The sequence below is a fragment of the Anaeromyxobacter oryzisoli genome (assembly GCF_022690765.1).
Classification (GTDB): Bacteria; Myxococcota; Myxococcia; order Myxococcales; family Anaeromyxobacteraceae; genus Anaeromyxobacter; species Anaeromyxobacter oryzisoli.
The window spans coordinates 1-15,403 of the sequence record NZ_JALCZA010000045.1 but is presented as its reverse complement, the minus strand read 5'-3'; the positions used below and the strand labels follow the sequence as shown (position 1 = coordinate 15,403).

Below are 15,403 nucleotides of genomic sequence, written 5' to 3'. Positions count from 1 at the left end.
GGTCAGTTCGCCTCGGGCGCGATCGCGTCGTCGCCGTCCTGGCGCACGACTCCGATGCGGAGCTTGAACTGCCCACACCAGGAGTCGTCCTGGCACGGCGGCCACGTGCCGATCATCATCGGCGCCGGCGGCGGGCCGCCCTGCACGATCGGCCCGGGCGGCGGGGCGAGCACGAGGAGCTGGGGAGCGGCGGCGCGGCACTGGCCGCGTCCCTTCTCGGTGGGCTGGTAGAATTCGCAGCGGTCGCAGCGACGGGGCATGGTCAGTCCTCCTCGATCTTGAACACGATGGCGCCGCCACCCGGGCCGGCGTGCTCGAGCTTCTTCGGCACCGGCCCGCAGATCTCCTCGCGGAGCCCGCGCGCCGCGGTGAGCACCGAGAACGCGCCGAAGGGGTTCACGCGCTCGTCCATCACGTCGACGATCCGCCGCAGCGCGAGATCGGCGAGCTCGCGCTCCGCCGGGCTTGCGCTCTCCGGCACGCGCAGGCCGGCGGCCTTGATCGCCGCGACCGCGCCGCGAGGGAGCACGTCCTTCGAGCCCTTCGGCCGCCCCGCTCCTGGACGCGCTCCGCCCTTCGGCTTGCCGGTCGCCCGGTGCTTCCGAGGTGCGCGGCTCCCGTCCCCAGGAGATTCGGAGCCCGGTGGCCGGTTGTTCCTGTCGGAATCCGCCATCGCGCGAAAGTCTCGCACCGGTTCACCGCCCGGTCCGTGAGGGCCGCGGCGCGTGCGCCACGCCGTACCGGATCGCCGCCTTGCGCAGCCGGGTCTTCGCGCGCTCGAACGCGGCATCGGCATCCGGCTGGTCCGACACGCTCGCGAGCTCGAGGTGGGCCTCGAAGAGCTGGTCCCAGGATGCGTCCGTCGCCTCGTAGTCGTGCTTGGTCTTGCGCCCCATCCCGCCGCCCTCCCCGGTCAGCGCTGCGTTCACGCCGAGAGCCTCCGGGCCATCTGCAGGACGTCCGAGCCGAGGCAGGCGAGGACCACGCCGACGGCATCCGCGGCATGTTCGTAGAGCGTCTTCTGCGACGGCCACGTGATGTCCGGGAACCGGCGTTCCACGGCAGCGATCACGTCGTCCTTCGTCGCCGTCTTCGAGCGGCAGACCGCGAGCTTCACGTCCATCGGCCCGGCCATCACGAGCGGGAGACGGTGCTTCTCGGCGAGCGCGAAGACCACGCCGAAGGCGACGCCCATCTTCGCGGCGACGCCGGCGTTGCGCGGCCAGCTCGGGGCCTCGAGGGCGATGGCTGCGGCCTGGTGCGAGACGATGGCGAGCTCGACGTGATGCGCGAGCTCGCGGGCGCGGCGCGCGGTGTCGTCGCCGGAGCGCACGCCGAGCTTCCGCGCGCTCTTCTCGGTGCGAACGACCCACACGTCCCGGAGCTGCTCTCGGTCGGGCTGCAGCTCGATCGCGGCGAGGCCGAGCGAGGAAAAGCCGGAGTCGATGCCGAGGATGATCATCGGGAGGCCTCGCGCGTCCGAGCCGCACCGCCGAGGCGCACCACCTCGGGCGGCACGGCGCCGCGAGGTAGGATCGTCATCGGCTCGAGCCGGTCGTCGAGCGTCGGGAGTTCGATCAGGTGGGGTGGCCGCATCACTGCGCGGAGCAGGTAGATCGCGAGGCCGAGTCCGAGAAATGAGAGCCAGCTCATGACGCACCTCCTGCCGCGCGGCGCGCGGCGGTTGTGAACTGCAGCTGCAGCGAGAGGCGAAGCTCGACGAGCAGGTCGGCGAGGATGGCCGCGTACTGGTCCTCGAGGAAGTCGCGGTGGAACCGGTCGGGCGCCTCGACAAGCAGGAGGCCACCGGCAACGTGGCCGTGTCCGCGGAGCGGAGCGAACCAGCGGGCGAACAGGTCGGGTCGCATGCGAGCCTCGAGGGCGCGGAGCACCTCGCCCCACGGGTCGCGCGCTCCCCCTGGACCCCCTTCTTCCAGTTCTTTCCCTTCTTGATCTTCTTCTCTCTCTGCCCGACCCGTGCCCGACCCGTGCCCGGGCCGTGCCTGATCCGTGCCCGACTCCGTGCCCGTCTCGGTCGTCCCGCCCTGGAAATCTTCGTACTTCTCGATTCGTAGAACCCGAGGCCCCGTGCCGGGGCCCGTGCCCGAAATCGGGTAACGTTCGGTGATGAACGCTCCGTTGCCTCCGAACTCGGAATCGTCCGCCATGAGCGCGACGAGCGTGGTCCGGACGACCTTCACGGTGCATCCGGCCTCCTCGGCGATCTCCTCGAGACTGTGCGCGAGCTCGCCGCGTGCGACCTCGTACGGCCGGCCGTGCCAGCGCGCCTGCCCGGGCTTCCAGTTCGCGAGGAGAAGGAGCGTCGCGAGGACGCCCTTCTGGTCGGCGCGAAGGCTCCGCCACAGCGGCGAGCTGCGCAGCCGCCGCCAGAGCTTGACCCAGCCGACCTCGCGCGCGCCGCTCGCCATGGCCCCCTCAGCGCGTGAACACCACGTGCCCGTGCTTGTCGTCGAGGTACCAGGCGAACCGGTGCAGGAGCTCGCGATCGCGAGTCCACAGCACGAGCGCCGAGCTGAACGTCGCGCTGGCCCGGCCGCCGCCGGGGAGCAGAAACGTCACGCGGCCGTCGAGAAAGCAGACCGCGCGCGCCTTCGGCACCGTGCGCTGCCAGCACTTCCGCGAGGTTTTGCAGGGCGCGAGCATGATCACGTTCGCGCTCTCGTCGCTCTTCGCCGCGCGAACGCTGCGGTCCATGAAGGCGTCGAGCGCGTAGCCGTAGGGCGGGTTCGTGAAGACGTTCCCGCTCCAGGTCATCGCGATCCCGTCGCCGACCTTGACGCGCGCGGGCACCTCGCGTCCCTCAGCCCAGCTCGGAAGCCAGATCTCGCGCTCCGCGGCGACGATGCTGTGCGGGTTCGAGGCAGGGTCGAGGTCGATCCGCCCGCCGAAGATCGAGCGAACGACGTCGACGATCTCCGGCGGAGAACACCAGTCCTCCGTCGCCGCCTTCGTCGGCATGTACGGGCGCGCAGGCGCCGGGGCTTCGGCGATCTCGATCATCACTCCCACCTCGCGATAGCCGCGTTCGCCCACATCACGACCTCCTCGAGCTTTGTCAGGGCGAGGGACTGCTCCCGGCTCGCCGGCGTCGACTGCACGATGCGCAGGGCGAGGAGAAGGCCCTCCTGCCGGATCGCGTGGTAGCGGTCCAACTGGTCCCGCCGCGGCGGGTGGAACGTGAACGCCTCCGCGAGGCGGTGCTGCATGTCGTTGGGGATGGGGTAGACGTTCAGCCTCTGCTCGGGGGTCTCGTCGGGGTTCAGCGCCTGCTCGGTCCCGGTCTTCACCGTTCCTCCTTGCGGGCGGGTGCCCGCGGTTGGTGCCGCGTGTACGAACTGAGGCCGCCGCTCGAGGGGACGACAGGCGGGCTGTTGCGTGCCCGAGGCCGCGCCGGCACGTTCGCCGCGCGCGGACGTGCGTGCTCGGCTCCTGGCGCGAGGCGCGCGAAGGCGGTCACGTCTCCTCTCCGGCGTCCCGAAGGATCGCCTCGCCCGCCGCGCCGGAGCGCCGGCAGGCGCGGAGGACGTTCTCGAGGCGCACCTCGGCGGTGAGCTCCGGGTCTGGGACGAACTGGCCGCGGTTCAGGCGGCAGAGCAGCCTGATGAGCCCGCCCGCGTCGTCGGCGAGGAAGAAGGCGGGGAGCGACGACACGTCCAGGTTCCGCTCGCCCTTGAGTGCCTTCGACAGGTTCCCCGCATCGAGATCGGCAGATCGAGCGAGGATGTCGCCCTGCTTCGTGCGCTTCGCGATCGTGCGGAGCTCGGCCCGGATCTCCTCCGCGGCTTTCTCGAGGGAAATCCGCACCCGATCGGAGATGGGCAGCGGGAGCTGGTGGCTCATCGACACCCTCCGACAAGCGAATTGTCACGCGTTGTCACTCGGTCCCGAGGCACACCGATGCGCATGAACGAGTTCACGGACGGTGCCTCACGAACGAGGGAAGAGATCCGCGACCGGGATCCCGAGAGCACGAGCGAGCTTCTCGAGCCGCTCCACCCCGAAGTTGCGGGGACCGGCGGAGGTCTCGAGCCGTGACAGGTCTGCTCGATCCATCTCCGCGCGCCGGGCGAGCTCTTCCTGAGAGAGCCCATGGCGTTTCCGAAGCTCGCGAACGCGGGGGCCGAGGACTTCGATCAGGGGCTTCTGTTCCCGCTTCATCGGTGGTGTCTGTACCACCTGGCAGGGGTGGTGCCAATACCACGCGACGAGGCGCGGCTTATCTAGGCGAAATCGGTATGCTTTCGGCCCAGATGCCTCCGAAGCCGAAACAGCCGAAGCCTGTCGGACCGACCCGCTACCGCTACTCGGACATCACTGAGAACGTCGAGGAGTACCTATCGAAGCCCGAGAACAAGGGGATGAGAAAGCGATTCGAGGCGGTGTGCGGGAAGGATCACTCTGCGTTCTCGCACTGCATGAGCGAGTACCGGGGTGAGCGTTTCAAGATCGAGCACTTCGGGGCGATGGCCGCCGAAGCGAACGCGCCGGAGCCGTGGCCGTTCGTGAGCTGGAAACTCGCCGAAGCCTTCCAGGGCGTTAGGGCGCTCATGGAAGCAACGAAGAAGGGCGACCATAAGTGAAGCGGCTTCTTGCCTATGCGACTGCGGTGATGCTCGTCTTGGCCGTCGTCTCCGTGACCATCTCAGCCCGTGCTCGAGCCGGCTCCGGCTCGTCGGGCCCGAACGTGGTAGGCCGTTTCCAAATTGTAAATGGAACTCCTCAGCTCACGCAGAACATCATGTTGCTGGACACGATGACGGGCGATACGTGGGTCTACTGCGGGAGCGAAGCGGCGGGGGCGACCTGGTGCTACATGGCGCGAACTCCCTACTCCGCATCGCCACAGTCACGCGCAGCTGCTGCGGCCGCATCCGCTCCCCGGTGGGCGAGTGCCCCCGTGGTCGAGGCCACTCCAACTCCGGCCGCGGCGTTCCCGCGGAAGGTGATCGGCGGGAAGACGTACGAGAAGCGTCCTGACGGTTGGTACGAGGTCGGATCACTTCCAACCATGCGAACCCCTGAGGAGGCGAGAGCGCTGCCGCCCGGGACACACTTCCTCGACCCGAACGGCGTCGAGAGGGTTCGCTGATGCCCGGATGAATTACCCCCAGTGAGATGTCAGATCCGGTTCTTATGTTCGCGGGATGGCCCTGCGTACCGGGTCCGCGGCCGTCGTCGAGCTCGCGCAGACGATGCCCAAATCCGCGGTCGCTGCATGCGTCTCCCGTTGCGCCGATCGTTTCCTCCACGCCGCGCAACTAGCAACCATGGCTGCCGCAGGCCCTGAGCCGGTCTGTGGCGCCGAGTACCTCCTCGACACTCTCGACGATCTGAGCGCGGAGCTTCGGTTCCTGCGCGCCGTCATCCGTTCCCGAGCGAGCTAACCCATCGCCAGGACTGAACGTCTGGGCGTGCCCTCTTGACGCGTCGCCAGGTGGTATTGACACCACGCAACTCAGGTGGCATTAACACCACCGTCCAGCATCGAACGGACGGAGGGACACGATGGCGAAGACGGTCAAGATCGGATGGACGCACCCGGAGACCGGTGAGGAGTTCACGGTCCGGTGCCACGTGACGCCGGGCGTGCCGGAGCAGCGCTGGGGGGACGGCGCCCATCCAGCGGAGGCGCCCGAAGTCGAGGTCCTCACCGTCACCGAGGATCGCCTCGGCGGCGTCGCTCGCCCCGACCTCATCGAGGTCGTCGAGGCCGACCTCCGGCACATCGAGGAGCGCGCGATCGAGGCGGTCAGGAGCGCCGAGGACGCCGCGGCCGAGTTCCGCTCCGAGTACGCGCGCGACGAGCGCCGGGAGGCACGGCCGTGAGCACCGTCACCGACCCGTTCGACCTCGCCCGCGCCGAGGCGCTGCTCCGCGGGTACGACGCGCGCTGGACGGACGACATGGCCCGCTACGAGGTCCTCGCCGTCGAGGCCGAGTTCACCGCTCCGGTCGTGAACCCGATCACCGGCGCCGCCTCGAGAACCTGGCGGCTCGGCGGGAAGCTCGACGCGCTGGTCCACGATCGCGAGACCTCGCGCGACATCATCGTCGAGCACAAGACGTCCTCCGTCGACGTCGGCCCGGGGTCCGAGTACTGGCGCCGGCTCCGGATGGACGGGCAGGTGTCGGTCTACTTCGACGGTGCCCGGGCGCTCGGGTTCGACCCGCAGGCCTGCCTGTACGACGTCCTCGCGAAGCCGCGACAGCGACCGCTCCTCGCAACGCCTCCCGAGAACCGCCGCTACACGAAGGCCGGGAAGCTCGACGCGCGCCAACGCGAGGTCGACGAGACGCCGGCGGAGTACCTGAACAGGCTGCTCGACGCGATCGCATCCGACCCGAACGCCTTCTACCAGCGCGGCGAGGTGGTCCGGCTCGAGCAGGAGATCTCCGAGGCGCAGCACGACATCTGGCAGATCGGGAAGCAGATCCGCGAGAGCGACCTCGCCGGCCGGTTCCCGCGGAACCCGGACGCCTGCCTTCGGTACGGCAGCACGTGCGCGTTCTTCGACGTCTGCACCGGCGCCGGGAGCCTCGACGACGAGAGCCGGTTCTACCGATCGCTCGAGGTGCATCCCGAGCTCGCCGGCGCGTCGGCTGAGCTCGGGCACGGCTCCGACCTGCTCACCGCTTCGCGTCTCTCGGCCGCACGCGCGTGCCAGCGGCTGCACAAGCTCAAGTACGCCGACGGCTGGCGCCCGGTCACCGACGCCGAGGCGCTCCGGTTCGGGACGCTCATCCACCGCGGCCTCGAGGCCTGGTGGCGCGCGCCCGACGGCGATCGCCTCGAGGCCGCCCTCGCCGCCCTGATCCCGCAGCCCGAGCAGCAGCACCAGGAGCTCGCAGCCGCGAGCTTCTGACCGCCACCGAAGGAGGACACCCATGGCAGCACCCGCCACCCTCATGAAGCCCAGCACGCACGCGGCCGCGCCGCGGCAGAACCGCATGACCCTCTCGTCCATCACCTCTGGGGTGATCGAGGCTCCCTACCGGCTGCTCGTCCACGGCCGGGACGGGGTCGGCAAGTCCACGTTCGGCTCCAACGCGCCCGCGCCCGTCTTTCTCGGCACCGAGGACGGCACCGGTCACCTCGACGTCGCCCGGTTCCCCGCTCCGGAGACCTGGGAGGACGTGCTCGACGCGATCCGCACCCTCACGGCGGACTCGGGCGGCTTCAAGACGCTCGTCATCGACTCCATCGACTGGGCCGAGCCGCTGCTCTGGAAGCAGGTCTGCGCGGCGGCCGGAGTCGACGGGATCGAGGAGGTCGGTGGTGGGTACGGCAAGGGGTACACCGCCGCCCTGGACGGCTGGCGCGCCCTCCTCGCCGCGCTCGAGCGGCTCCAGGCCGTGCGCGGCATGCACGTGGTGCTGCTCGCGCACAGCGTGATCAAGAAGTTCGCGAACCCCGAGGGCGAGGACTACGAGCGCTACGTCATCGCGATGCACGACAAGAGCGCGGCGCTCGTGCGGCAGTGGGCGAAGGGCGTCTACTTCGCCCAGTTCGAGACCTTCGCGGTCGCGAAGAAGAAGGGCGAGAAGGTGAAGGGCGTCTCGACCGGCGCCCGCCTCCTCTGGACGCAGCCGTCCGCCGCCTTCGACGCCAAGGACCGGTACTTTCTGCCCGAGCACGTCCCGCTCGACTGGGAGGACTTCGACGCGGCGGTGAAGGCGGCGAGCCCCACGGACCCGGAGGCGCTCACGGCGGAGATCCGCCGGAAGGCCGAGCTCGTCGGCGGAGAGGTGGGGGCGAAGGCCCTCGCCGCCTTCGAGCGCCACGCGAGCGATCCGATCGCGCTCGCGAAGATCAACGACAGACTCAACGCACGGCTCGCCGAGAAGCGCGAGCGGGAGGAGGCGTAGTCATGGCGCAGCTCATCGACGAGGGGACGTACCGCGCGCGCGCGCTCGAGGGCGCGCTCGGCGAGACCAGCACCGGCAGGGAGCAGGTGGCCGTTCGGTTCGCCCTGCTCGACTTCGAGCCGAGGACGATCACCTGGTACGGCTACTTCACCGACGCGACCACCGAGTCGACGTTCCGAGCGCTCCGTACGGCCGGCTGGAGAGGGCAGGACCTCTCTGATCTCTCCGACCTCTCGCGTGAGGATGCGCCCGAGGTGCACCTGGTCGTCGAGCACGAGGTCGATCCGCAGGGCAAGTTCCCCACCCGCGCCCGCGTGCGCTGGGTGAACTCGACGCAGGGGATCGGCCTCAAGGAGCAGCTCGCTCCCGACAAGGCGAAGGCGTTCGCGGCCCGCATGAAGGGCGCGCTCCTCGCGTTCGACCGCGCGAACGGCGCTTCCAGCTCGGCGCCCGCGCCCAGCTCGCGGGCGGCGCAGGCGCGGCCCCCTGCCCGTCCGCAGCCGCGCGGGGCCCCGCCGCGCGACGAGATGGTCCCGCAGGAGCTGCTCGAGCGGCAGGCCGGCGAGCAGGGCGACGACATCGACTTCTAGCGGAGCGGGAGCGGGGCCGGAGCGCGGTGCTCTCCGGCGCGGCGACCGGTGGCGGCGTCGGAACGGGCCTGTCCCCCCGCAGGCTCGGCCGCGAGAGCGCCGCCCTCAGGCCCCGCTCCTCATCCAACAAGGAGAACGTCCATGGCGAAGAGGATCTCCCCCGAGCTCGAGCTCCGGTACTCGCGCGAGCTCACCAAGACGTTGACCCAGATCGACGGCCTCACCGCAGACCTGAAGGAGGAGATGAAGGCGCGGAAGGGCGAGATCGCCACGCTGCAGAAGGCCGCCTACCGCCTCCGCATGCTCCTCGACGGGAAGGAGTCCGAGCAGACGGAGATCCCCGGCGCCGAGATCCCGTCGGTGCGCGAGCGCGAGACCCGGTAGATGCCCGCCCTCGCCCCCCAACTCCCGCCCGCGGAGATCACGCCGCGCGCAGCGACCGAGATCTACTGGCTCGAGAGGCGCCTCGGCCGGCGGTACCGCGGGTGGGAGCAGGAGGACGACGGCATGTTCTGCGTGACGCTCCAGCGCGGCAACGGGCGCGCGGTGTGGTGCTTCGGGGCGACGCTGGAGGCTGCGGTCTTGAAGGCGCGTCGGAAGGTGACAGGAGGATCACGATGATCTGCTCGCTCTGCCACGCCGCGATGTCCGCTCTGGAACTGGACGCCGGCGGCGACCTCGGCAACGTCCACACCGCCTGCTTCATCGCATGGGACCGACGCGGCGAGGCGGCCGAGGCGCTCGAGGTGATCCCGCTCCGCCTCGCTCCGGAGCCGCTGCTCGTCCTCGGCGCGCGTCCCCGGTACGAAAAGGCGATCCACAACCGTGTCGGTGAGCACGTCGGCGGCAACGTCATCGTCGCCCTGGAGTACCAGATCCGCGCCGACGGTCGGGTGCGCCGGTGCTGGCGAATGCGCTGCTCGTGCGGGAGAGAGCACCTCGTCGAGACCGCGCACCTCGACACCCGCGGCGCCCGGCCGTGCAACGCCTGCAAGGCACGCGCGTCGGCGGAGCGCGAGATCGCTCGAGCGCAGAAAGTCGGCGGCCACACGATCGCCGAGATCGCGAGGCTCGCCGGCGTGCCGCACCAGACGATTCGTCAGCGCATCCGGCTCGGCTGGCCGATCGAGCGTCTCTCGATGCCGGCGCGCGGGGGCGCGAGGAGGGCGGCGTGAGCGAGAAGCGCGATTTCACTGTGCTGTTCCCGTTCTGCGGCCTCGGCGCCGGCGCGCGCGGGTTCATCGAGGCGATGGCGCAGCTCGGCCGCGATCGGGCCCGGTTCGTGAACCTCGGCGGGATCGACATCGACCCAGAGGCGTGCACCGACTTCGAGCAGCTCGCCGACGGGCCGTCGCTCTGCGCCGACATGGCGACGCTCACGCCGGCGGAGCTCCTCGCGTTCGCCGGCGCGCGCCGGCCGGACTGCGTCTTCCTGTCCCCGCCGTGCAAGGGCTTCTCCCGGCTCCTCCCGACGAAGAGCGCTGAGCGCGAGAAGTACCAGGCCCTGAACCGTCTCGTGCTCCAAGGACTCTTCCTCATCTGCGAGACGTGGCCCGAGCCGCCGTCGGCGATCATCGTCGAGAACGTCCCCGGGATCATGAGCCGCGGCGCGCCGCTCCTCGTCCAGGTGCGGCAGCTCCTGGCGCGCTACGGCTACGTCTTCCACGAGGGGACGCACGACTGCGGGGAGATCGGCGGTCTCGGCCAGCACCGCCGGCGGTTCCTGCTCGTCGCCCGCCGGCCGGCCGCCGTGCCGGCGTTCATCTACCGGCCTCCGCTCCAGCGCGTGAAGGGCTGTGGCGAGGTCCTCGGCCGACTCCCTCTGCCCGAGGACTCCGGCGCCGGCGAGCTCCACCGCCTACCGAAGATCTCGTGGCTGAACTGGGTGCGCCTCGCTCTCATCCCCGCCGGCGGCGACTGGCGCGACCTGCCCGCATCGATCCCGGAGGCGCTGCTCGCGCAGACCGCCGCGGGCGCCGCATCATTCAAGGGGCGCCCGGGCCTCATGCGTGTGAACGGCTGGGACATGCCGACCCCGGCGGTCACCGGATCGGCCTCCGTCTCAGGCTCGAACGGAACTGCTGCCGTCGCCGACCCGCGCATCCTCTCGCCGGTCCGACCCGGCCAGGCGCGCCGCGAGGTCTTCGCGAAGTACGATGTCAGGCCATGGTGGGAGCCCGCGCGCACGGTCGCGGGCAGCGGCACCAACGGGGGCTTCGCGGTCGCCGATCCGCGCGTGGCACTCGACCACTCGCCTTACCGCGGAGCCCTCGGCGTCGTCCCGTGGAGCGAGCCATCGCCGACGGTGCGCGGCGTTTTGAACGTCCGGACCGGGCCTGGCTCCGTGGCTGATCCCCGTCCAACGTGCGTCCCGCGAGCGACCGCCTACGGCGTCCTGCGCTGGGACGAGGCCGCGGCCACGGTCACCGGCGGCCGCATCGACAACGGCACGTGCGCCGTTGCCGACCCGCGCCGCGCTCCGAAGGACGTCCCCGTCATCGTCGCCGCCGACGGGACGTGGCACCGGCCCATGACCCTGCTCGACCGCGCCGCGCTGCAGGGGCTGCCCGCGCGCGTTCGCGGCGCGCCGCTTCGACTCGCCGGGCGCTCCACCGCGTCCTGGGGCGAGCGCATCGGGAACGCGGTACCGGTCCAGGCAGCGACCGCCATCGCCGAGTCGATCCTGAAGGCGCTCCTCGCCGGCTCGCTCGGCACATGGTTCCTCTCCGCTGAGGGGATCTGGGCCCGCGGGGACGGGAAGGCGCGCGAGGAGATGGAGGTCCGCGAGATGCCGGAGGTGGCTCATGGGTAGGTACGCACAGGGAACCTCGGTCCCGATGGAGCGCTCGCGCGCCGAGATCGAGCGGACGCTGGTTCGCTACGGCGCGAGCGGATTCGCGTACGCCTGGGAGCGGCGCGCCCTGCCCTACCCGCACCCGAGCGACTGCCCGACGTGCAAGGGGACCCGTCGCGACCCGTGCGATCCGACCGGCCGGCGCCGCTGCGGACGCTTCCCGTGGAACGCGCCGGACACGATCGAGCGCGAGGTCGTCGTGGTCGGCTCCAAGATGAAGCTCGATGGTCGGGAGCGGGAGGTCCGACTTGAGGTCCCGATGCCGCACGAGGTGGAGGTCGGGACGAAGGTGAAGGCCGAGGCGGCGACCCGCCAACGCTGGCGCGCCCTGGTGCTCGTCCTGAAGGCGAAGCTCGAAGCCGTCGCCTCTGGGATCTCCACGCTTGAGAGCGAGTTCCTCGCCGGGATCGTCCTGCCCAGTGGGCTGACGCTCGGGCAGGTCGTGCTGCCGCGGCTGTCCGAGGCCGTCTCCACCGGGCGTCTGCTGCCGCCGGCGAGCACGGAGGACCTGAGATGAGCGCCGTCATCGTCACCACGCCCGACCAGCTCGAGGCCCTCATCGAGCGCGCGGTCGAGCGCGCCGTCGGGCGCGCGCCGCGCACGGGCGCCGCGAAGGAGCTGCTCTCGAAGCGCGCCGCCGCGAGGATGCTCGGCGTCGATCGCGGCACCACGCTCGAGGAGCTCGTCCGCGACGGCCGGCTCCGGACCGTCGACGTCGGCGGCCGCCCGCGGATCCCGCGCTCCGAGCTCGAGCGCGTCCTCGCCGCCGGCGTGCCGCAGGCGGAGGCGAAGACGCGGAGAGCGTCGAGGACGCGGAAAGCGACTCGCGGGACGGTAGATCCGGACGCGCTCCGGAGGATGAAGCTGGACGACATCTAGCGCACTACCACCTAAAGCGGAGCTCGACGTTCGCCTCTTTGTGAAGGTACGATATCATGTGAAACACGGCCTCCTCACCAACGCCGGCGCTCGAGTGAGGCCTTATGAACTCCTGGACCGGCCGGTCCCATGTAACAGCAAGTGCTAGCGCACGAAATTGGAGCCTCGCGCCCAGCGGGCTCCGTTCGCGGACCACGCCCTCGAACTGGATACGCGCGTCATTGAAGTGCTCCTCGCCGAGCCGCGCGAGCAGCGCGACGCCTGCGCCTTTCGGCAGCGGCTCTCGCCCGAAGATCCGGTTTACGAGCTCGCCGGGCGGTTCCCATCCCCCGAGTCGAGGGAGCGCACGCGGCATCAGGTTGCACATTACCTTGAGGCACCAGCGTTCAAGCAGTAGCCCATCGACACGGATGGTATAGCGATCCCACTTCCGTGGGATCGCAGCCCTGACTCGCGAGACTTCGCCGAACTCTGCGAGTCCGCACCACGCCCCGCTTGCCGCCTTATCGAGCGGCGAGAGCTGCGAGTTGTGCGTCGTGCACAGGTTCCGAGCGACCAACGCCGCGGGCCCGAGTATCTTCACCTCGTCTCGGCACCACGGCAGTCCCTTCACCGCGACGCCTTCGGGGAAGATGCTCCGCGACACGAGGTGCTCGCGTGAGATCTTGTCCGAGCATCCACCGATCGTCCTCGCCCAGCACGTCCTCGGCACGGTTCACCTCGAAGGGACAGGCGAGCATACCGTAACCTCTCCGACGGCCCGCCTGGCCGGAAGCGGGCGCGTGTTCTTCAGGCAGTCATGCGTCTGCTGAGCGGAGCAGAAGCTCGACATGCCGAGCGCGCCCTCGCCGCCGGCGTGCCGCGCGCGGAGCCGAGGGCGCGCCGCGTGACGCGCGGGCGGCGGGCTCTTGATCGTGGTTCGGTGGATCCCGAGAAGCTTCGGAGCGTCTCGGTGCGCGACCTCTAACTCGCCGGACGTTCCGGGTGGCGTCAGCTGCCAGACTTGTCGTCCGTGTCCGGCTCTCGGACTCGGAGGCGTTCGTCTTCCGCCGACTCGCCCGCAAAGCGCGGGAACGACGGAGGGTTCAGTGCGACCTTCCCGGCAGACGGCAAGTTGGCGATGTTGATGCTGCGGGACTCGACGTGGATGATCTTCTTCCAGTCCTTCTCGCGGCCGCGCATGTCATCTCCCGCTAGTGCAACGGTCATGTTACCTGATCGCTCCGAGTAATGCCCCGGCTTCGAGTAGCGGTTTCCTCATCTGTTCCCAGTTCGCCGCCAGGAACTCCGCACCGTCGTTCGTGACCGCATCGACATTAATGACACCCACCTTCACGAACGACGGGTTACCGCCATCCCCTCTCTTCAGGACCATGGGGACGCTCAGGATGGCCTGGACGTGTTGTGTCCGCTGCAGTTGCCATTTGAAGAGCCGAAATGGGTTCTGCCAGAACTTCCAGCAGGAGGCTTCTAGAGGAGGCACCCCTCGAAGGTCGACGAACTTCACCTGCTGATCCCTGAACGCCGCGCCGCAAACACCCTGCCACGCAGCGAGCCAGAGCTTCACGTCGCGGTGGCACAGATCGAAGCCGCGACTCGCGGTCCACTGGAACTCCCGTCCGATGAATAACATGTACCACCGTCGGCGCGCGATCATCACGTTGAAGCGAAGCTGGCGCGCCACCTCGGGAGGTAGCTTCTTCACCAGTTGCCTCAGGTAATCGTCACGAAGCCGCGCGGCATCGAGACGCGGGATACCCCGTTCCGCCGCCTCGTAGACGAAAACTAACCCCAACACCACCAGCGACAACAACGCACCGGCCTTCTTCTCATCTCCACCAACGATCGCCATCTGCCGGACGTACGGGACGGATGCGAACTGCGGCGTCAGCAGCGGCACCGCGACCAGCAGTGCCTTCGCAAGATAACCAAAAAATAGCCGAAGCACAGATCGGGCCCCTCCCCCGGCGGAATCATCTTTGGGGCCGTCACAGTAAGTCAAGTAAGTAATCTTTGTTACGCGAGCGTCCGCACCTTCGGCGCGACCGCGAGCGTCGCGTAGAAGCGTCGCGTCGTCGCGGGCGACTTGTGGCCCAGGAACGCCGCGACCGCCGCCGGATCGTCGCCACGCTCGATCGCCCACGTCGCCACCGAGTGCCGATACTGGCCAGGCTCGAACTTCGTCACCTTCGTCGCGGTGCACGCCGCCGCGACGGCCAGGTAGAACGGTTTCTTCTGGAACGCCCCGCGCTTGAGCACCTTCCGCGCCGCGGCCGCGACGTCCTTCGACACCGCCGTCCGTTGCACCTCGCCGCTCTTCCGCCGCGGGCAGGTGAGCACTGCGGCCGCGCCGTGGACGCGCCGCGCGCTCTTGGGTAGCGGCCCGACGGCGCCGGAGGCGGCGAACCGCTGCAGCTCGGCGACGTGCCACCCGGTGCCAGCGAGCACCAGGAGGTGCGGCCGCCACTCGGCTGCGACCTTCGCCATCACCTTCCGGTGGTCAGCGACGGGGATCGCCTTCGGCGTCTTCCACTGCTCGGGCCGCCCCTGGGGCACCGCAAGGTCGAGCGTCGGATCCTCCGCCGAACGGAGCACGTGCCGCTCCTCACGAAGCCAGGCGTAGAACGCCTTCACGACCTCGATCCGCTGCTTCCGCCCGGGCGCCCCATCCAATGCCGGCACGAGATCGCCGCCGAGCGTGATGCGGCGAAGATCCTTCGCGCCGATCCGTTCCTGCCACCACGCAAGGTACGAACGCTGCTTCCCAACCCACTCGCCACTGTTCCCCTTCCCGTCACGTGACCAGCGGAGGAAATCGAGCGCGAGCTTGGTCGAGAGGAGGATCGGCTCTCCGGCGAGGGCGGTACCCGGGTCGTAACCATCCGGATCGCGCTCGAACCGCTCGAGGTGCTCGAGCGCGGAGCGCTCGTTCGTACAGCGGGTGGAGACCTCGTACGTCCGACCGGAGATCTTCCGGCGGATGTAGTAGACGCGGGTCCCATCCGCCTCCTGCCACACGCGCCCGCCGCGCCAGGGACCGACCCAGGGCATGCGCTCGTTCTACCGCGGCGCGCCCGGTGGGTGGTAATGGCGTGGGAATGAGAAGAAGAAGGGGAATCCAGCTTTCGCCGAATTCCCCTGTGTTTCCGAGAGGCACCGGGCGGATTCGAACCGCCGAATACGGGTTTTGCAG

The 15,403-nt window shown here is 69.7% G+C and carries 26 protein-coding genes; 12 read left to right on the top strand and 14 right to left on the bottom strand.

Annotated elements, in window-relative coordinates:
* Positions 1-2: 2 nt before the first annotated feature.
* From MNZ27_RS14705 to MNZ27_RS24295, 10 genes are all read right to left on the bottom strand, one after another.
* Positions 3-260 (bottom strand): hypothetical protein, encoded by a 258-nt coding sequence (locus MNZ27_RS14705; RefSeq protein WP_242394840.1) that lies wholly within the window; start codon positions 258-260, stop codon positions 3-5.
* Between the two features lie 2 nt (positions 261-262).
* Positions 263-529 (bottom strand): hypothetical protein, encoded by a 267-nt coding sequence (locus MNZ27_RS14700; protein ID WP_242394839.1) that lies wholly within the window; start codon positions 527-529, stop codon positions 263-265.
* 166 nt (positions 530-695) lie between these two features.
* Entirely contained in the window at positions 696-929 is a 234-nt protein-coding gene (locus tag MNZ27_RS14695; protein WP_242394838.1) for a hypothetical protein, read from the bottom strand.
* A complete protein-coding gene (locus MNZ27_RS14690; RefSeq protein WP_242394837.1) occupies positions 926-1,462 on the bottom strand; it encodes a crossover junction endodeoxyribonuclease RuvC in 537 nt (178 codons plus the stop codon). Before MNZ27_RS14690 ends, MNZ27_RS14695 begins: the two co-directional genes overlap by 4 nt.
* On the bottom strand, positions 1,459-1,653 hold the full coding sequence (locus tag MNZ27_RS14685) for a hypothetical protein (RefSeq protein ID WP_242394836.1): 195 nt from the start codon (positions 1,651-1,653) through the stop codon (positions 1,459-1,461). Before MNZ27_RS14685 ends, MNZ27_RS14690 begins: the two co-directional genes overlap by 4 nt.
* Positions 1,650-2,429, bottom strand: a complete 780-nt coding sequence (locus MNZ27_RS14680; protein WP_242394835.1) for a DnaA N-terminal domain-containing protein — start codon at positions 2,427-2,429, stop codon at positions 1,650-1,652. The genes MNZ27_RS14685 and MNZ27_RS14680 overlap by 4 nt, the downstream gene beginning before the upstream one ends.
* Positions 2,430-2,436: 7 nt before the next feature.
* On the bottom strand, positions 2,437-3,021 hold the full coding sequence (locus MNZ27_RS14675) for a phage N-6-adenine-methyltransferase (RefSeq protein ID WP_242394834.1): 585 nt from the start codon (positions 3,019-3,021) through the stop codon (positions 2,437-2,439).
* A complete protein-coding gene (locus tag MNZ27_RS14670; protein WP_242394833.1) occupies positions 3,021-3,308 on the bottom strand; it encodes an Acb2/Tad1 domain-containing protein in 288 nt (95 codons plus the stop codon). The genes MNZ27_RS14675 and MNZ27_RS14670 overlap by 1 nt, the downstream gene beginning before the upstream one ends.
* A gap of 166 nt (positions 3,309-3,474) precedes the next feature.
* Complete coding sequence (locus tag MNZ27_RS14665; RefSeq protein WP_242394832.1) at positions 3,475-3,861, bottom strand: hypothetical protein; 387 nt, start codon at positions 3,859-3,861, stop codon at positions 3,475-3,477.
* Positions 3,862-3,948: 87 nt separating this feature from the next.
* The gene (locus MNZ27_RS24295; RefSeq protein WP_408629693.1) at positions 3,949-4,179 is read right to left on the bottom strand and encodes a helix-turn-helix domain-containing protein; all 231 of its coding nucleotides are present in this window, start codon (positions 4,177-4,179) and stop codon (positions 3,949-3,951) included.
* Positions 4,180-4,271: 92 nt separating this feature from the next.
* Here MNZ27_RS24295 and MNZ27_RS14660 point away from each other — a divergent pair, with 92 nt between their 5' ends.
* The 12 genes from MNZ27_RS14660 to MNZ27_RS14605 all read left to right on the top strand — a co-directional run bounded on the left by MNZ27_RS14660 (position 4,272) and on the right by MNZ27_RS14605 (position 12,210).
* Positions 4,272-4,601, top strand: coding sequence for a hypothetical protein (locus MNZ27_RS14660; protein WP_242394831.1), 330 nt, complete (start codon positions 4,272-4,274; stop codon positions 4,599-4,601).
* Between the two features lie 564 nt (positions 4,602-5,165).
* Positions 5,166-5,405, top strand: a complete 240-nt coding sequence (locus tag MNZ27_RS14655) for a hypothetical protein (protein ID WP_242394830.1) — start codon at positions 5,166-5,168, stop codon at positions 5,403-5,405.
* 121 nt (positions 5,406-5,526) lie between these two features.
* Positions 5,527-5,847 (top strand): hypothetical protein, encoded by a 321-nt coding sequence (locus MNZ27_RS14650; RefSeq protein ID WP_242394829.1) that lies wholly within the window; start codon positions 5,527-5,529, stop codon positions 5,845-5,847.
* Entirely contained in the window at positions 5,844-6,884 is a 1,041-nt protein-coding gene (locus MNZ27_RS24055; RefSeq protein ID WP_242394828.1) for a PD-(D/E)XK nuclease family protein, read from the top strand. The genes MNZ27_RS14650 and MNZ27_RS24055 overlap by 4 nt, the downstream gene beginning before the upstream one ends.
* A 22-nt stretch (positions 6,885-6,906) precedes the next feature.
* Positions 6,907-7,887: an ATP-binding protein gene (locus tag MNZ27_RS14640; protein ID WP_242394827.1), complete on the top strand. Its 981-nt coding sequence runs from the start codon at positions 6,907-6,909 to the stop codon at positions 7,885-7,887.
* Positions 7,888-7,889: 2 nt separating this feature from the next.
* A complete protein-coding gene (locus MNZ27_RS14635) occupies positions 7,890-8,477 on the top strand; it encodes a hypothetical protein (RefSeq protein ID WP_242394826.1) in 588 nt (195 codons plus the stop codon).
* Positions 8,478-8,618: 141 nt separating this feature from the next.
* Entirely contained in the window at positions 8,619-8,861 is a 243-nt protein-coding gene (locus MNZ27_RS14630; RefSeq protein WP_242394825.1) for a hypothetical protein, read from the top strand.
* The gene (locus MNZ27_RS14625) at positions 8,862-9,098 is read left to right on the top strand and encodes a hypothetical protein (protein ID WP_242394824.1); all 237 of its coding nucleotides are present in this window, start codon (positions 8,862-8,864) and stop codon (positions 9,096-9,098) included.
* On the top strand, positions 9,095-9,652 hold the full coding sequence (locus MNZ27_RS14620; RefSeq protein ID WP_242394823.1) for a hypothetical protein: 558 nt from the start codon (positions 9,095-9,097) through the stop codon (positions 9,650-9,652). The genes MNZ27_RS14625 and MNZ27_RS14620 overlap by 4 nt, the downstream gene beginning before the upstream one ends.
* On the top strand, positions 9,649-11,289 hold the full coding sequence (locus tag MNZ27_RS14615) for a DNA cytosine methyltransferase (protein WP_242394822.1): 1,641 nt from the start codon (positions 9,649-9,651) through the stop codon (positions 11,287-11,289). Before MNZ27_RS14620 ends, MNZ27_RS14615 begins: the two co-directional genes overlap by 4 nt.
* Complete coding sequence (locus tag MNZ27_RS14610; protein ID WP_242394821.1) at positions 11,282-11,848, top strand: hypothetical protein; 567 nt, start codon at positions 11,282-11,284, stop codon at positions 11,846-11,848. Before MNZ27_RS14615 ends, MNZ27_RS14610 begins: the two co-directional genes overlap by 8 nt.
* Positions 11,845-12,210 (top strand): helix-turn-helix domain-containing protein, encoded by a 366-nt coding sequence (locus tag MNZ27_RS14605; RefSeq protein WP_242394820.1) that lies wholly within the window; start codon positions 11,845-11,847, stop codon positions 12,208-12,210. Before MNZ27_RS14610 ends, MNZ27_RS14605 begins: the two co-directional genes overlap by 4 nt.
* Positions 12,211-12,214: 4 nt before the next feature.
* On the opposite strand, the gene MNZ27_RS14600 is transcribed toward MNZ27_RS14605, so the two are convergent.
* The 4 genes from MNZ27_RS14600 to MNZ27_RS14585 form a co-directional block, all read right to left on the bottom strand.
* Positions 12,215-12,856 carry a hypothetical protein gene (locus tag MNZ27_RS14600; protein WP_242394819.1) on the bottom strand — a complete coding sequence of 214 codons (642 nt, stop codon included), beginning with the start codon at positions 12,854-12,856 and terminating at the stop codon, positions 12,215-12,217.
* A 344-nt stretch (positions 12,857-13,200) separates the two neighbouring features.
* Entirely contained in the window at positions 13,201-13,392 is a 192-nt protein-coding gene (locus MNZ27_RS14595; protein WP_242394818.1) for a hypothetical protein, read from the bottom strand.
* A 28-nt stretch (positions 13,393-13,420) separates the two neighbouring features.
* On the bottom strand, positions 13,421-14,212 hold the full coding sequence (locus MNZ27_RS14590) for a hypothetical protein (protein WP_242394817.1): 792 nt from the start codon (positions 14,210-14,212) through the stop codon (positions 13,421-13,423).
* A gap of 14 nt (positions 14,213-14,226) precedes the next feature.
* Positions 14,227-15,261 carry a tyrosine-type recombinase/integrase gene (locus MNZ27_RS14585; protein ID WP_242394816.1) on the bottom strand — a complete coding sequence of 345 codons (1,035 nt, stop codon included), beginning with the start codon at positions 15,259-15,261 and terminating at the stop codon, positions 14,227-14,229.
* Positions 15,262-15,403: the final 142 nt, after the last annotated feature.

Coding starts and splice junctions, on each gene's coding strand:
- MNZ27_RS14705 (WP_242394840.1), bottom strand. CDS start 260: ATGCCCCGTCGCTGCGACCGCTGCGAATTCTACCAGCCCACCGAGAAG.
- MNZ27_RS14690 (WP_242394837.1), bottom strand. CDS start 1,462: ATGATCATCCTCGGCATCGACTCCGGCTTTTCCTCGCTCGGCCTCGCC.
- MNZ27_RS14685 (WP_242394836.1), bottom strand. CDS start 1,653: ATGAGCTGGCTCTCATTTCTCGGACTCGGCCTCGCGATCTACCTGCTC.
- MNZ27_RS14680 (WP_242394835.1), bottom strand. CDS start 2,429: ATGGCGAGCGGCGCGCGCGAGGTCGGCTGGGTCAAGCTCTGGCGGCGG.
- MNZ27_RS14675 (WP_242394834.1), bottom strand. CDS start 3,021: ATGATCGAGATCGCCGAAGCCCCGGCGCCTGCGCGCCCGTACATGCCG.
- MNZ27_RS14665 (WP_242394832.1), bottom strand. CDS start 3,861: ATGAGCCACCAGCTCCCGCTGCCCATCTCCGATCGGGTGCGGATTTCC.
- MNZ27_RS24295 (WP_408629693.1), bottom strand. CDS start 4,179: ATGAAGCGGGAACAGAAGCCCCTGATCGAAGTCCTCGGCCCCCGCGTT.
- MNZ27_RS14660 (WP_242394831.1), top strand. CDS start 4,272: ATGCCTCCGAAGCCGAAACAGCCGAAGCCTGTCGGACCGACCCGCTAC.
- MNZ27_RS14655 (WP_242394830.1), top strand. CDS start 5,166: ATGGCCCTGCGTACCGGGTCCGCGGCCGTCGTCGAGCTCGCGCAGACG.
- MNZ27_RS14650 (WP_242394829.1), top strand. CDS start 5,527: ATGGCGAAGACGGTCAAGATCGGATGGACGCACCCGGAGACCGGTGAG.
- MNZ27_RS14640 (WP_242394827.1), top strand. CDS start 6,907: ATGGCAGCACCCGCCACCCTCATGAAGCCCAGCACGCACGCGGCCGCG.
- MNZ27_RS14635 (WP_242394826.1), top strand. CDS start 7,890: ATGGCGCAGCTCATCGACGAGGGGACGTACCGCGCGCGCGCGCTCGAG.
- MNZ27_RS14630 (WP_242394825.1), top strand. CDS start 8,619: ATGGCGAAGAGGATCTCCCCCGAGCTCGAGCTCCGGTACTCGCGCGAG.
- MNZ27_RS14625 (WP_242394824.1), top strand. CDS start 8,862: ATGCCCGCCCTCGCCCCCCAACTCCCGCCCGCGGAGATCACGCCGCGC.
- MNZ27_RS14620 (WP_242394823.1), top strand. CDS start 9,095: ATGATCTGCTCGCTCTGCCACGCCGCGATGTCCGCTCTGGAACTGGAC.
- MNZ27_RS14610 (WP_242394821.1), top strand. CDS start 11,282: ATGGGTAGGTACGCACAGGGAACCTCGGTCCCGATGGAGCGCTCGCGC.
- MNZ27_RS14605 (WP_242394820.1), top strand. CDS start 11,845: ATGAGCGCCGTCATCGTCACCACGCCCGACCAGCTCGAGGCCCTCATC.
- MNZ27_RS14595 (WP_242394818.1), bottom strand. CDS start 13,392: ATGCGCGGCCGCGAGAAGGACTGGAAGAAGATCATCCACGTCGAGTCC.
- MNZ27_RS14585 (WP_242394816.1), bottom strand. CDS start 15,261: ATGCCCTGGGTCGGTCCCTGGCGCGGCGGGCGCGTGTGGCAGGAGGCG.